14 protein-coding genes are annotated in these 15885 nt (G+C 38.5%); 3 read left to right on the top strand and 11 right to left on the bottom strand.

What is annotated here, in order from left to right:
• The 9 genes from tolA to H4J76_RS14645 all read right to left on the bottom strand — a co-directional run.
• The coding region (gene tolA / locus H4J76_RS14685; protein WP_182230873.1) for a cell envelope integrity protein TolA at window positions 1–395 on the bottom strand (395 nt) is incomplete at its 3' end.
• Window positions 396–398: 3 nt separating this feature from the next.
• On the bottom strand, window positions 399–824 hold the full coding sequence (gene tolR / locus H4J76_RS14680; RefSeq protein WP_146798955.1) for a protein TolR: 426 nt from the start codon (window positions 822–824) through the stop codon (window positions 399–401).
• 15 nt (window positions 825–839) lie between these two features.
• Window positions 840–1523: a protein TolQ gene (gene tolQ, locus H4J76_RS14675; RefSeq protein WP_070376296.1), complete on the bottom strand. Its 684-nt coding sequence runs from the start codon at window positions 1521–1523 to the stop codon at window positions 840–842.
• On the bottom strand, window positions 1513–1923 hold the full coding sequence (gene ybgC, locus H4J76_RS14670; RefSeq protein WP_182217695.1) for a tol-pal system-associated acyl-CoA thioesterase: 411 nt from the start codon (window positions 1921–1923) through the stop codon (window positions 1513–1515). The genes tolQ and ybgC overlap by 11 nt, the downstream gene beginning before the upstream one ends.
• 505 nt (window positions 1924–2428) lie before the next feature.
• Complete coding sequence (ruvB, locus tag H4J76_RS14665; RefSeq protein WP_146798954.1) at window positions 2429–3433, bottom strand: Holliday junction branch migration DNA helicase RuvB; 1005 nt, start codon at window positions 3431–3433, stop codon at window positions 2429–2431.
• Window positions 3434–3556: 123 nt separating this feature from the next.
• Window positions 3557–4180, bottom strand: a complete 624-nt coding sequence (ruvA, locus tag H4J76_RS14660) for a Holliday junction branch migration protein RuvA (protein ID WP_070377216.1) — start codon at window positions 4178–4180, stop codon at window positions 3557–3559.
• 75 nt (window positions 4181–4255) lie between these two features.
• The gene (gene ruvC, locus H4J76_RS14655) at window positions 4256–4792 is read right to left on the bottom strand and encodes a crossover junction endodeoxyribonuclease RuvC (protein ID WP_146798953.1); all 537 of its coding nucleotides are present in this window, start codon (window positions 4790–4792) and stop codon (window positions 4256–4258) included.
• 446 nt (window positions 4793–5238) lie between these two features.
• Window positions 5239–7038, bottom strand: a complete 1800-nt coding sequence (aspS, locus tag H4J76_RS14650) for an aspartate--tRNA ligase (protein WP_182171721.1) — start codon at window positions 7036–7038, stop codon at window positions 5239–5241.
• A gap of 175 nt (window positions 7039–7213) precedes the next feature.
• Window positions 7214–10060: a transporter substrate-binding domain-containing protein gene (locus H4J76_RS14645; protein WP_182230872.1), complete on the bottom strand. Its 2847-nt coding sequence runs from the start codon at window positions 10058–10060 to the stop codon at window positions 7214–7216.
• A 181-nt stretch (window positions 10061–10241) separates the two neighbouring features.
• On the opposite strand from H4J76_RS14645, the gene cmoA reads away from it, so the two are divergent.
• The 3 genes from cmoA (at window position 10242) to H4J76_RS14630 (ending at window position 13409) form a co-directional block, all read left to right on the top strand.
• A complete protein-coding gene (gene cmoA / locus H4J76_RS14640) occupies window positions 10242–10976 on the top strand; it encodes a carboxy-S-adenosyl-L-methionine synthase CmoA (RefSeq protein ID WP_182171727.1) in 735 nt (244 codons plus the stop codon).
• Window positions 10977–10984: 8 nt separating this feature from the next.
• The gene (cmoB, locus tag H4J76_RS14635) at window positions 10985–11947 is read left to right on the top strand and encodes a tRNA 5-methoxyuridine(34)/uridine 5-oxyacetic acid(34) synthase CmoB (protein ID WP_070376289.1); all 963 of its coding nucleotides are present in this window, start codon (window positions 10985–10987) and stop codon (window positions 11945–11947) included.
• A 121-nt stretch (window positions 11948–12068) separates the two neighbouring features.
• Window positions 12069–13409, top strand: a complete 1341-nt coding sequence (locus tag H4J76_RS14630; protein ID WP_182230871.1) for an anti-phage deoxyguanosine triphosphatase — start codon at window positions 12069–12071, stop codon at window positions 13407–13409.
• A gap of 183 nt (window positions 13410–13592) precedes the next feature.
• Here H4J76_RS14630 and H4J76_RS14625 read toward each other — a convergent pair whose 3' ends face one another.
• Window positions 13593–13895 (bottom strand): VOC family protein, encoded by a 303-nt coding sequence (locus H4J76_RS14625; protein WP_182230870.1) that lies wholly within the window; start codon window positions 13893–13895, stop codon window positions 13593–13595.
• Between the two features lies 1 nt (window position 13896).
• The gene (locus H4J76_RS14620; protein WP_182230869.1) at window positions 13897–15738 is read right to left on the bottom strand and encodes a protein kinase domain-containing protein; all 1842 of its coding nucleotides are present in this window, start codon (window positions 15736–15738) and stop codon (window positions 13897–13899) included.
• Window positions 15739–15885 lie beyond the last annotated feature (147 nt).

Below are 15885 nucleotides of genomic sequence, written 5' to 3'. Positions count from 1 at the left end.
TCTTTTTGTTTGCGTATTTTTTCAGCGGCGTTAGCTTTGCTTAGCGCTTTTTTTGCTGCTGAGTCAGCTGCCTTTTTCTCTAGTAATTTTTTCTTTCTTTGTCGCTCAAGTTCTTTAATACGTTTTTCTTCCTTAGCACGTTTTACCCTAGCGGAAGCCACTTGTTGTTCCAAGTCTTTTAACTGTTGAGCATCATCAAGTTTTTTTTGCTTAATTTTATTAACTTGTGCTTCAATTTTACTTTTATCAACAATAGTTGCCTGAATAGTCTGTACTTGCACAACTTTGGGCGCCACTTTGGGTTCGCTGTCAAAATCGCCAATCAATAATACCGCAGCTAATACGATATGTAATAAGAAACTCAATGATAATGCGATAGCAAATTTTCGGCTCATTAATTATTTAGCTCCAGGGTCTGTCATTAAACCAACCGATGGAACACCTGCTTTTTGTTGTAATAACACCATTAGTTGTATCACAGCATCATAAGAAACAGCACCATCGCCGTTAACAACGACTGGCGTGTCAGGTTCAACTTTTAAATGGGCAGCAACCAGTGTTGCCACTTGTTCAGCTGACATGGGTTCATTCTTACTGGTACCGACCGCTAAATAATAATTGCCGTCGGCATCAACAGAAGCGACTAAAGGGGGTTTTGACTCTTTATCAAGCGCTTCAGCATCGGCCTTAGGAAGGTTAACTTTCACACCTTGAGTGATCAATGGTGCGGTAACCATAAAAATAATTAATAACACCAACATAACATCAATGTAAGGAACAACATTGATTTCAGCAACTTTACGGCGTCTTACTCTTTTATACATAAGATATTACTCCGTTTATGCTGATGGTTCACTGGTACTTTGACGTTGTAAAATACTGGAAAATTCTTCCATAAAATTACCGTAGCCATTTTCTAATTTTTCAACATGGTGGCTAAAACGATTAAAAGCGATCACTGCTGGAATTGCAGCAAATAAGCCCATAGCCGTGGCAATTAATGCTTCAGCAATACCCGGAGCAACCATAGCAAGTGTTGCTTGCTCAACAGCGCCAAGTGCAATAAACGAATTCATAATCCCCCAAACAGTACCAAACAAACCTATGTACGGACTAATAGAACCCACGGTCGCCATAAATGGCAAGTGTGTTTCAAGATGGTCAACTTCACGTGAAAGTGCAACGCGCATTGCTCGATGAGTTCCGTCAACAATCGCTTGTGGTGAATCCATATTGCTTTTTCGTAAACGGGCAAATTCTTTAAAGCCTGATACAAATAAACTTTCAATACCGGTGGCAGGACCTTTAGACGAAACTTCATTATAGAGTTTACTTAGGTCTGCTCCGCTCCAAAACTTATCTTCAAAGATTTTCATTTGTGCCTGTGCGTCGTTAAGTGCTTTTCGACGTTGAAATATCATCGCCCAACATGCAATAGAAAAACCGAGTAGAATTAACATTACACTTTTAACTAACAAACTGGCTTGAAGGAATAAATCAAATATAGAAATTTCAGCTGACACGTTTTAACGCTCCTAATATTTTTTCGGGAATAGCACAGGGTTTGGCAAGTGCTAAGTTAACACAAGCAATTTGGACAACAACAGCACAAATAAGCTTATTTTGCTGATCACTTATTTGTTGAGTAAAAACCAGACTGGCGCGTTTCAATTCGCTAATCCATGAGGTAACAATAAGTAAATCATCTAAGCTGGCTGAAGCTACATTATCCATTTCCACTCTTCTGACCACTAAACCAATGTTTTGTTCTAAAAAAGATGATTGATTAGCGTTTAATTCTCTCAACCACTCAGTACGTGCACGTTCACAAAACTTTAAATAGTTTGCATGATAAACAATACCGCCGGCATCCGTATCTTCATAATATATCCTAACTGGATAAACGTGTTTAATATCTGGCATGAGTTGTATGATGTAAAACGCTCAGTGCATCGTTATTTGTATTTTTATCGTTAAAAATAAAATTCGAGACACTCAATTATAATTTCTTCTATATTAATGATAATAACTTCTGACGACAAGCGTTTAGTGGTAATCGAATGTAACATTTTGAGAAATAGTTTCTAGCGGAGAATTACCGGTTTGTACCGCGCTGATTAAAGACACACCAAAAAAGTAACATTAGTTTTTCTAATGCGGAATATCTAATTTTTTTATCTTGTATAAATAGAACACTTACTCTAAAATCCGCTTGTTGTTCGAGCTAGCGTAATAATTATTCAAGTTTATCTTCACTGATATAACGGGGTAGTTGATAGCCAGACAATTTGAATAGATTTTATCTCTTCTCTCTGACATGTTTATTGGAACCCTATTTCCTCTTATCAACTTAATTTATAAGTTGGCCCACATAATTTATGTGGGCTTTTTTTTACCTAAAATTTGATATAACGATGTGGATTGGTTATTAAACCGGCTTATCTAAACCAAAATGCTGGTAAGCACGTTCAGTTGCTATACGCCCACGCGGTGTTCTTTGCAGGAAACCTTGCTGAATAAGATAAGGTTCAATAACATCTTCAATTGTTTCGCGCTCTTCGCCAATGGCTGCTGCGACATTATCAAGGCCAACAGGACCGCCCATAAATTTATCAATAATCGCTTGCAATAATTTCCGGTCCATTAAATCAAAACCTTGATCATCAACCTCTAACATATTTAGTGCTTTAGCGGCCGTTGCTTGGCTAACAATGCCTTGCGTTTTCACATCGGCATAGTCACGGACTCGACGTAATAACCGATTAGCTATTCTTGGTGTGCCACGAGAGCGCTTGGCCACTTCAAATGCGCCTTCTTCATCAATAGGTAGCTTGAGAAAGTAGGCTGAACGTTTAACTATTTCAGTTAAATCTTTAGTGTTATAGAACTCAAGTCGTTGCACAATGCCAAAACGGTCTCTCAGTGGCGAGGTTAAGGCGCCGGCACGGGTCGTTGCACCAATCAAGGTAAATGCCGGTAAGTCTAATTTTATTGAACGAGCAGCGGGCCCTTCTCCAATCATGATATCTAGCTGATAATCTTCCATTGCGGGGTAAAGGATTTCTTCAACCACAGGACTTAGACGATGAATTTCGTCAATGAAGAGCACATCATTTTCTTCGAGGTTAGTCAGTAAAGCCGCTAAATCTCCGGCTTTTTCTAAGACAGGACCAGAAGTTGTGCGGATATTCACGCCCATCTCATTAGCAACAATATTGGCAAGTGTGGTTTTACCTAAACCAGGAGGACCAAATATCAATAAATGATCGAGTGGTTCATCGCGCTTCTTTGCTGCCGCGATAAAAATTTCCATTTGAATTTTGACATGATCTTGTCCAGTATAATCGGCTAGTAGTTTAGGACGAATAGCACGATCAATGGTTTCTTCTTCTGGCTGGGCAGTAGGTTCAATAAGACGATCAGCTTCTATCATTATTTTCTCTTGTGTCTTTGCTTATTTAAATACGGCTAAGTGAGTATTGTCAGGCCGATGTTACTATTAGCAGCCTGTTATTTACGTGTTAGCTTTATCTACATTTTATCAATGCAGTAGATATTAAAGCATTGACTTTAATGCGTCACGAATAAGATCTTCACTCGTTGATTCTGCTTTAAATACGTTTCGTATCGACTTTTCAGCTTGTTGCTGACTGTAGCCTAAAGAAACTAATGCGTTAATCGCATCACCTTTTGCATTAGTCACAAAAGTATTTTCATGATGAAGCTCAATCGGAAGTGTTCCCGATGCTAATGGCGATGCCGTATGAGTGACTTGCCAATCTTTTAAACGGTCGCGCATTTCAATGAGTAAACGTTCAGCTGTTTTTTTCCCAACGCCTGGTATTTTTACAATGCTGGTCAAGTCGTCATGAGCCACACAGCTAACAAATTGGTCTGCAGACATGCTTGAAAGTATGGCAAGGCCTAATTTAGGGCCAACACCATTAACTTTAATAACCAGTCTAAATAATCTACGTTCGATTTTATTAGCAAAGCCATATAATAATTGCGCATCTTCACGGACCACAAAGTGCGTATAAATAATCGCTTGTTCGTTTAATTCAGGTAAGGCATAAATACTGGTCATTGGCATAGTAACTTCGTAGCCAATCCCCCCACACTCAATTAAGACTTCTGGTGCTAATTTTTCTAATAATGTTCCACGTAAACGACCAATCACAGCTAAAACCTTCTCTACATTAACTTTTGGCAACCATACCACTATATATTTATACAGTAAAGTCGCTTGCGTGGTTTATCGTAATCGTCCACGGACGATTTTACTAACCTGCCCCGCCATTTTTGCAAGAGTATCATGGCTATGCGCATGACAAAGCGCAATAGCGAGTGCATCGGCAGCATCCGCTTGCGGCATAGCAGGCAGTTTTAAAATAGATTTCACCATGTGTTGTACTTGGCTTTTATCGGCGGCGCCCGTGCCAACAACCGATTGTTTTATCTGTCTGGCTGAGTATTCTGCAACCGGTAAGCCTTTATTGGTTGCCGCAACAATAGCAGCTCCTCGCGCTTGCCCCAACTTCAACGCGCCACCAGGATTAACGCCCATGAAAACTTGTTCTATAGCAAAAAGTTCGGGAGAAAATTGCAGGATCAACTCAGAAACACCAGCAAAAATAGTTTGTAGACGCAGGCTAAAGTCATCTTCCTCTTTATTGCCCGCATATGCTTTTATACAGCCACTGCCCAAATATGAGATTTTGCGACCTTCTTTTTTTATAACACCGTAACCGGTAATACGTGAGCCAGGATCGATACCTAGGATTATGGTCAAATTGAGTTCTCTTATTTAATAGTATTTTTAACGAAAGCAGGAATGGCTTAAAAGAGTATCGAGATTATGCGTTGAAGTCAGTTAAATGGCAATGTCGTCGTTCATTTTGACAATGAACGTTATGCAGATAAGAACTGTTATTCAGATACTGAAATGAATTCAGCATGACGACAGGAGCCCTAGTACATCCTCGGCTTGTGCATCTATGCTTCGCTCTACCTTCTGCATACATGCGGTCGTGACCATTCGTCGTTCGTTGTAATTCATGGCGCCACAACATTGCCTAGAGGGATCAGGGTCTATGATTTACCTAGAACAAAAATGACCTGTACAAAGCAATAATACAGTGAAGGCATGGTTGCCTAAGAACTGTCATGACCGTACATTCTATAGATAAAAAAAGCAGCTAATTAGCTGCTTTTTATCGAACGCTGATTATTTATAAACTATTCAGCTAAAGGTTCTTCTTTCTTTTCAGCTTTAGGTAAACAAGCGATGCCCAGTTCAACAAGCTGTGCTGGATTTGCTTTACCCGGTGCATTGGTTAGTGGACAAGCCGCTGTGGTTGTTTTTGGAAAAGCCATAACATCACGAATTGATGATGCGCCAGTCATTAACATTACTAAGCGGTCTAAACCAAACGCTAAGCCAGCGTGTGGTGGAGCACCATACTGAAGTGCTTCAAGTAAAAAGCCAAATTTTTCTTGCGCTTCTTCGTCACTAATACCCAAAATTCTAAAAACTGCAGCTTGCATATCTTGGTTATGAATACGTACCGAACCGCCGCCTAATTCACAGCCATTTAACACCATATCGTAAGCATCAGAAAGCGCGCCAACAGGGTTAGCTTCTAATGCTTCAGCCGTTAAATTAATAGGTGCGGTAAACGGGTGATGAATTGCATGCATGCCGCCATCAGCTTCTTCAAACATTGGGAAGTCAACAACCCACAATGGTTTCCAATCACCTTGTAATAATTCTAAATCTTCGCCTAGTTTAAGACGCAATGCACCAAGTGATTCAGTAACAACATTGTACTTGTCAGCGCCAAAGAAAATAATATCGCCTGTTTTAGCGTTAGTACGTGTTAATAACGCTTTTACCGCTTCTTCATTTAAGAACTTCAAGACCGGCGATTGTATGCCGTCAATACCAGTACTTAAGGCTGCATCAACATCATTAACTTTTAACCAAGGCATGCCTTTAGCACCATAAATGCCAACATACTTAGTCAGTTCGTCAAGACCTTTGCGTGAGAATTTTGCAGCACCACCCGGAACACAAATTACCGATACACGGCCTTTTTCGTCGTTTGCAGGTCCAGAGAAAACTTTAAACTCTACATCTTTAACAATATCAGCAACATCCACTAATTCTAGTGGATTACGTAAATCAGGTTTATCTGAACCAAAACGTGTCATTGCCTCTAAATAAGTCATACGAGGGAATGTGCCTAAATCAACATTCATCAAATCTTTAAATAATTTAACGATCATCGTTTCAGCAACATTCATCACTTGCTCGCTGCTCATGAATGACGTTTCAATATCTATTTGAGTAAATTCAGGCTGACGGTCAGCGCGTAAATCTTCGTCACGAAAACATTTAACAATTTGATAGTAACGTTCCATACCCGACATCATTAACAATTGTTTAAACAACTGAGGTGACTGCGGTAAAGCAAAGAACTGACCTTTATGTGTGCGACTTGGTACTAAATAGTCACGTGCACCTTCAGGTGTTGCCGCAGTTAAGATAGGTGTTTCAATATCTAAAAAGCCCTGCCCTTCTAAGGACGTTCGCACTGCCGATGTTACTTTTGCACGAAAACGCATACGTTCTGTCATCTCGCTACGACGTAAATCTAAATAGCGATATTTTAAACGTTGTTCTTCTGAATTATTTTGGTTGGAATCAAGTGGTAATGGTGCAGACTTATTTAAAATAGTCAGCTCTAATCCTAAAATTTCAATAGCACCGGTTTTCATGTCTTTATTAATTTGACCTTCAGGTCGGGCACGCACCTTGCCTTTAATTTGAACACAAAATTCATTACGTAAGGTATTCGCTTTCGCTATAACTTCAGGTAAATCTGGATCATAAACGACTTGTACCATACCTTCACGATCACGTAGATCTAAAAAGATCACCGCACCTAAGTCTCGACGACGGTTAACCCAGCCGCATAAAGTAATTTCTTTGCCAATGTGAGATTCGTTCACATCACCACAATAAAGATCGCGCATGTCTGTTGTCCTGATAATACTAACTAGCTCATGCAAAGTATTAGCATGGCAATCGTTAGGATGGAAAATTGCCGACATTATAAAGGAATATGACGACAAAAAAAGCATTAAGGGGAATAGTGACCGTAAAATGATTAAAAAATATTTTACGGATGATAAAATAGTTTGGTTTTATTTATTTAGCTGCGTATGTCTCTGAGTTGAAGACATAATGATTTTTTCCATTTGCCTTAACTCTATACATTAACGTATCGGCAATTTTTAGCAGGTCATTATCTGTCACACCATCATCGGGATACATAGCAATACCAATACTACAACCAATATTAACCCGTTCCACCGACAATTCAAAAGGCTGCTGCATCAGCTTTAATACTTTGTCGGCAATATAAGCCGCTTCACTTTTTTGATGCAAACCTGTTAGCAGTAGAACAAATTCATCACCACCGAAACGAACAACCGTATCTGACTGTCGAACACAACTTTTTAGTTTATTAGCCACTTTGACTAACAGTTCATCGCCAACATCATGGCCATGGGTGTCATTTATAGTTTTAAAACCATCAAGATCGAGAAATAAAACGGCCATTTGTAATTGTTGGCGCTGATGGAAGCTAATGGCAGTATTTATCCGGTCTTTTAGCAATACTCGGTTGGCTAACCCGGTTAATTCATCATGGGTCGCCATATGTTTCATTTTTTCTTCAAGCAATTTACGCGTTTTTATTTCACCATATAAGCGCCTATTCCACATTATTATCGCAATAATAATAATGAGGATAAGTACACCAATTTGTGCTGAGACTCGCATGACAACGTCTTTATTAAACCCTGTTTCTATATTCACTCCAAACCAGCGGTCATAAATTTTCTGTTTTTCATTCTCAGAAAGAGTCAATAAGGTTTTGTTTATGATTTGTTGTAATTCAAGCCAATCCGGTCTAATGGCAAAGTGACTGCTGTCCCTTTGCAATTCTTCCAACACTGACATATCTAAAACACTGAGACTTTCTCGTTTCATTAATTCAGAAGCAGACGCTATATTAGAAATAAAACCGTCAACCTTACCTTGCTGAACGGCAAGTAGGCCGTCATTGTGAGTATCAACGAGTTTTAACGATATTAATGGGTGTTCTTTTCTAATAGCAGACGATAGATAGTAGCCTTTAATAACGGCTAATGTTTTACCATGAAAACTGTTAAGTGTCAGTTGAGAGCCCAATTGACGTTGGTGTAAAATGACCCAAGGCATACTCCAATAAGGTTGAGTAAATAGAACCTGTTTCTTTCGCTCTTGCGTCACAGAAATACTGGCAAGCATATCAATTTTTTCCTCGACTAATCCTTGATATAAGTCATTCCAGCTATCAAAAAATGTAAATTCAAACGCTAAACCAGAACGATCTGATATCAACTTAAGTACATCGGGGTTGATACCTGTTACTTGGCCTTTTGCATTAACAAATTCCATTGGCATCCAGTTTTTAACCAGTCCAACATTTACTTTTTGATTTTGTTCTAGCCATAATTGTTCAGACTGAGATAAACTCACTTTTTCAGCAGAGCGAACAAAATAGCCGTTATTTTTATCGATAAGCCAATTTCTCTCGAGTCTAATAAGTTGCTCAATAGGGATATTGTTAAAGCCTTCGTTAATCAATTCAACCAATTTATCATTACCCTTTTTTACTAAGGAATAAACCGGTGTTGGGAAAGTAACATTTTTTAATTGATAAAATGAAGATTGTAAATTGCTTTCTATTAAACGGGCATTTAGGTATTCTTGAGCACTGACCATAGCATCAACATTGCCTAATTCAGCCTGATGAAGAAGTTCATTAGCTGTCTGGTAAACCTGAACTTTTAGATTAGGGTACCTCTTAGTTAAGGTGTTTTCATAAGTAGTCCCCGCTAAAATACCTATTCTTTTACCTTGTAAGTCTTTCAATGAATAAACATTATCAATTCGGGTAGAAACAAACACGCCAGCATCAACACCATAAATTTGTGAAGCGATCTGTAATTTATTATTAAAATTTTCGGCTGAATAACCAATATGTATATCGACATCACCGCCTTGTAACATCGCTAATTCTTGTGATGGAGATTGAGCAATAAATTCAATTTCAATGCCACTTTCTTTCGCCCATAAACGCCATAAATCAATAAATAAACCTTGCGGTTGCCCCGTAGGAGATACCGCCATATAAGGCGGTGCTTGTGTTAGGAAGCTTAATAACAATGTTTTGCTACTTTTCTCTCGTCCTAACCATTTTTTTTCTATTAGCGATTTTTCGGCAACCGTAATTTTATCAAAACCTTCAACGATAAAGTCTTTTAACAACGTATTTTCTATTGATGTGGCGGCTACATATTCACCTTGATAAAAACTAATTCTTTTGTAAGGTGGGTATTGTTTATTTAATTCAAAATACTCACTAAAAAGTTTAGAAGGTTTTTCAACGTCCGTATAAACCATTATTTCGTTAGCTAATGCCGCTTGATATAAGACATGGCGATTTTCGTATAAACGTAATTTAAGGTGCGGATATTTTTCTAAAATGATTGCGGCATGACTTGACCCGCGAACCGAACCAATAATGTAAGGTGACAATTGGCTAATTTCAGTTAAATTAGTAAAGTCTCTATGGGTATAAAAATAGAAATCGTGATAGAAAAATGACGGTGTAAGCAATAATTCTTTACTGCGCTCTACTGTTTTAGTCATTCCGCCATGAATGTCAACTTCACCTGATTGAACCTGTGATAATGTTGATAACCAGTCCGTGGTAATAAATTCAATTTTAACACCTTGTCGCTCTGCCCATAGCTTCCAAAGATCGGGCATTAAGCCATCCGCCTGTCCTTTGTCATTGAGGAACATATAAGGATAGCTGGTTTTGTTTATCGCTATTGTGAGTGGCTTTGCTGAGATTTCAAAACGTTCATTGTTTGCTTGCACTGTTATAGCAAAACACATCACCAGTAAGATTAGACAACGAACAAAATAATTGAGTTGCAACAGCAATTCCTTAATGGTTAAAGTGGATGAAATAACAACGATTATAGACCTTATTCGTCATAAGTTGCAGGGTAAATTTTAGCTTTAACTACTAAAAAGTACGCAATACTACCCTATGACAATAAATTTGGGTTAAAATAACGCAAAATTGATATTTAAATACCAAGACAAGTTCAGCCTAATGAAACCATCAGAACCCGATTTAATTTTTTCAAAAAAACAAAGCCAAATTAAAGATTTTACTTTTGACGCACATGTTGTCGAAGTTTTTCCTGATATGATTTCCCGCTCTGTACCTGGTTATAATACCATTATTGATACCATTGGCCGCTTAAGTCAGCGTTTTGTCACTGACAATAGTCATGTGTATGACCTAGGATGCTCACTCGGCGCCGCAACGATAGCCATGCGTAAAGCGATCACCGCAAAAAACTGTAAAATTATAGGTGTTGATAATTCTTCTGCCATGGTTGAGCGCTGTAAAATGCATGTTAGTGCATTCAAAGGTGCTACACCGGTAGAAATTATTGAAGGGAATATTTTAGATATTGAGATTGAAAACGCTTCAATGGTAGTACTTAATTTCACCTTACAGTTTATTGAGCCAGAAATACGCTCGACATTAATAGATAAAATAGCCAAGGGTTTAAAGCCTGGTGGCTTATTGTTATTATCAGAAAAAATATCAGCTGATGATAAGATCTGTAATGAACTACTTGTCGATTTGCATCTCGACTTTAAACGCGCCAACGGTTATAGCGAACTAGAAATAGCCCAAAAACGTACCGCTATTGAAAAAGTTATGCGCATTGATAGCTTACCCGAACATATTGCACGCTTAGAAAATGCTGGTTTCAACCATCAAACGCCTTGGTTCCAATGTTTTAACTTTTTTTCACTCATCGCCATTAAGTAACTTTATTCATGTCATTCAATAAATTTTATCAAGAAATAGCTCAAAACCGCCTAAGCCATTGGTTAAACACTCTTCCTGCGCAACTTAGCCAATGGAAAAAAGAACAATTGCATGGCGAGTTTGCCCAATGGCAAAAAACCTTAACCGCTTTACCAAAGACGACACCATCAGTCGTTAATATCAGTGACGGAGTAACTGTCGGTAAAAAAGAAGATATTACTGAAGGTGAATATAAGCGTTTAGAAAATTTACTGAAAAAATTTAAACCCTGGCGTAAAGGCCCTTACCATATCCATGGTTTGCATATAGACACTGAATGGCGCTCCGATTTTAAATGGGATCGTTTAAAAGAGCATATTAGCCCACTCAACAATAAATACGTTTTAGATATTGGTTGTGGCAGTGGCTATCACTTATGGCGTATGCGCGGTGATGGAGCTAAATTTGTTGTTGGCATAGACCCAACACAATTATTTTTTACACAATTTAATGCTATTCAGCACTTTGTTAATGACCCTAAAGTCAACTTATTGCCGTTAGGTGTAGAACAATTACCTGAGCTTAATGCCTTTGATACCGTATTTGCCATGGGTGTTTTATACCATCGCCGTTCTCCTATTGATTTTCTTTACCAATTAAAAGCACAGTTAGTAAAGGGTGGCGAGTTAGTGCTAGAAACTTTAGTGGTTGATGGTGATGAACATACCGTTTTAGTGCCTGGCGAACGTTATGCTAAAATGCGTAATGTCTGGTTTTTACCTAGTTGTGATGCGATGTGTGCATGGCTTTCGCGATGTGGATTTAAAAATATACGGGTGGTCAATACCGATATCACCGCACTTGATGAACAACGAAAAACTGACTGGATAGATACTGAGTCACTGGCTGATTTCCTTGACCCTGACGATAACAGTAAAACAATAGAAGGTTACCCCGCGCCAAAACGCGCTATTTTTATTGCTAATACTTAAGTTGTCGAGATAAGTAGTCTGTTAATTATCTGCAGAGCATATTTAGGTAGTGACTTTTATTATTTAAGTATGTGATTATGATAGGTAAAAAATTTAACACAATTAAGATAAAAGGGTGTCTATGAACGAACTTTGGTCGCAGCGAAAACTAGCTAGTGTTGCAAAACGTCTAAATGATCACCGTAGCCCTTTTCAGCGTGATCGTGCGCGTATACTCCATTCTGCTGCTTTTCGTCGCTTACAGTCTAAAACCCAAGTGATGGGCAGTGGACAAAGTGATTTCTATCGAACCCGTCTTACCCATTCATTAGAGGCAGCGCAAATTGGCTCAGGAATTAGTGCCCAATTAAGAAACAAGCATGCACAATTATCTGCTGAGCTTTTTCCTGATGATGAGAACTTAATTGAATCTATTTGTTTAGCCCACGATATTGGTCACCCTCCATTTGGGCACGGTGGTGAGGTTGCTCTTAATTATATGATGCGTAACCATGGCGGCTTTGAAGGCAATGGGCAAACTTTTCGCATTGTTTCACACTTAGAGCCCTTTAGTGAGTTTTATGGGATGAATTTATCTCGCCGAACATTATTAGGCTTAATAAAATACCCACAACTATTAACCGAGTTAACACAATTACCTTTACCTGTTGCTCCGCACAGTTTTAGACAATTAAAAGCGGCTGACTGGCATCCTGCCAAAGGCTTATATAGTGATGACACTGAAATGTTTGATTGGGTTTTATCGCCATTATCTGCTGATGATCGCGCTCTTTTTCAATCAATAAAAAAAACCAAAAACAAACATAACAAAACAATATTTAAATCACTCGATTGTTCAATTATGGAGCTCGCTGACGATATAGCTTACGGTATTCATGACCTAGAAGACGCAATAGTTACAGGTGTAGTCAGCCAGCAAGATTTTGAACAAGAAGTTATCACTAAACTTAAAGCAATCGATGAACCTTGGTTGCAAGATTATTGTCAACGTTTAACAGCAAAGCTTTTTAATGAACAACACTACATTCAAAAAGAAGCGATTGGCGGCTTAGTCAATTATTTAATTACCGAAATATATTTAGCTGATTTAAATGAAAACTCGACAATAAGCTTTACTGAACCCTTATTACGTTACAACGCTAAGCTACCAGTTAATGCCGCGAAGGCACTACAGATATTCAAAGACTTTGTCTTCTCATTTGTTATTAAACAAACCAGTATTCAACAACTCGAATATCGTGGGCAACAAATAGTGATGGAGTTATTTGAAGCACTGGCCAGTGATCCCGCTCGATTATTGCCTAAACATACCAAGCAGCGTTGGCTTTATGCAAAAACGCATAACTTGAACGAACATCGAGTAATTGCTGATTATGTCTCAGGGATGACGGATGACTATGCTACTCATCTTTATCAGCGACTGTTCCTGCCCAGTGGTTCATCCCGTCTAAGTGAGCGCTAACTCTAAGCATGCAATGAAGCTAGATATTGACTTGGCTTCATTGTTTACTGTTTGCGCTAAAAGTAAAACGGTCAATACTGACAAAAATTAGCGTAATAGATAAAGCTTAATTCAACCTTGCTGATAGAGTGAACAAACAGCACCTGCGGGATCTTTAATCACCACATGCTTATCTTTACCTACCTACTTTATTTCAGTGAGCAATTCGCCGCCAAGCTCGATAACATTTGCAACGGCAGCGTGAATATCTTTAACTAAAAAATAAGGTAACCATGTCGCAGGCATACTAGCATTCACTCCTTTAGCATGACAAATACCACTGATCGCTTCACCGCTATCAGGACTCTTCATGACATAATCGTTATGATCGCCCATCGCCACGTTTTCAACTTGCCAACCAATAACGCGCTGGTAAAAATCTTTCACCTCAGTGGCATTGTCTACCGTTAAATCTAACCAAGCCATTTCACCTATTTTGTCACTCATTTTATTTCTCCACTGATTCAATTATTTTTGGGTTTCTTGGATAATACTTTTCAGGCAAGGTGCTGATATGTTCAAAATATCGGGTATCTTTATAGGGTAACTTCATAAAGCCTGATATTCCCTGACCTTGAATTGTTGGTAATAGCGTAATAATTTCAGCTAAACACTCGGCAAATTCTTGCTTTTTTTCATGGTTAAGTAACATTAAATAACTATGAATTTTTAAGTGAGTGGGCAAGACTTCAAAAATAATGCAGCCAGTATGATGAATTAGATTTAAACGTCCTAATACAGCCATTATTTCATCGGGTAGATAGAGGTATTCATCGGGGTCTTTACCGTCTTCAAAGTATGAATGCAAACGTGTAATATCATCTACCTCAGCAACATCACTGATCTCAAATGAAAACTCCTGTCCCAACTCAGCAATGAAGTCGTGCTCACTACTTTGTCTTTCGACATGCAAAGTATTTCTGGCATTAAATAAACAACTCTTAAACATACCAACGCGGTGAATACCTTGAGCGAGATGCACCATATTATTGACAGCACTTTGAAAAGAAGCATTAAGATTAGGGTCAAACAAGGTTAAATTAGAATCAATATAAACACCATCGGCCTGCCAACGTATCGCTAAACCACCAACCACAGGAAAATTACCTAGCCGGCCAACTGCGGCAATAAATGCTTTTTCGGTATCGCCCATGCCCATCAAAAAGTTTTTGTAATATTTTTCTAGTTGCGCATCATCAATCTCGTTTAACTCATCACTCTCGGTAGACTCTCTTAAAAAAGATTTTCTCGAACCGTAAACCACAGTATCAAAAATTTTGTCTGTTTTAGATTTTAACCAAACAGGAATAAGTAATTTAGCATCGAAAGCCGTATGCTTTTTGGCCATGACCATGCGTTTTAAATAAGGTAACTGTTTAAAAAAGTAATCACCGGCGCTATTACGTGTTTTGAGATCGTCGCTGAGCATAGCATCAATAATTTTCGCCAGTAACTTTGGTAAACCCAATGAAAGCGGAGAAATAACCTGATGACCATATCGACACGATTGACCTGACGCAATCGCATAAATAGTTGCCGCTAACCCCTGCTCATCAAAGCGTGGCGAAGACATTGCGCCACTTATTTGGTCTTGACCAATAAAGTAAACATCACCTAAACGCGCATTAGTATTTTGCAAATCACTACTCATTAAGTCCATGACACTATTCGCGGTATTTTGCCCAGCAGCATCTAGCTGCGCAACAACAGCAGAGCCCCAGTCAACTAAGTAAACCTTGCCCGTTTTTTCATTAAAAACAACATTCGAGGGTTTAATATCTCCATGAACATAGGGTTTCCCTTTGCTGTGTTTTTTAGGGTTGCGTAAATAAAGCAAAATTTCAGCGAGTTGAATCGCGATATTAACGACAAGTTCAGGCGCTAACGGCCCATGTTGTTGAGAATATTTTTCTAAATCGATGCCCGGCGCTCGTTCCATATGCACGATAGATTGGCGCTTAATTTTGTAATATTTAACAACTTTAGGGATGCGTCGATGCGATAGCTCTCCTTGAATTTCAGCTTCTTCTGCTAGTCTGTCTTGTACGTGTTGCGGTAAGTTCATCCGTGAAAATTTGAAAACAAAGGCATTCCCTAAGTCATCATCACCATTAAACACAAACCCATAGGCGCCCTTTCCCAATAAGGCGATATTTTTATAGCCCAGTAAACTTAATTGCTGCTGACATAATTCAACCCAAACTTTTAATTTAGTAGCGTCTTTAGTGTTTAATAAGTAAACCGATTGCTCTTCGGCAATATAAAAATGTTGCAGTTTATTTTCGTGCACGTGATTTCCTAACAATGCTTGCTCTGCTAAAAAGTATATCTTTAAAGTGACTTGATGTTAACTCAAAGCTCCCGCTTAAATTTAAGCGCTTGAAAGATAATTCTATTGAGGTAATATCTTTAAAAAATAATAAAACATAGATAAAAG

It is taken from the genome of Colwellia sp. BRX9-1 (assembly GCF_014077195.1).
GTDB lineage: Bacteria > Pseudomonadota > Gammaproteobacteria > Enterobacterales > Alteromonadaceae > Colwellia_A.
The sequence above is the reverse complement of the archived record's forward strand: the minus strand, read 5'-3'. Positions and strand labels throughout refer to the sequence as shown.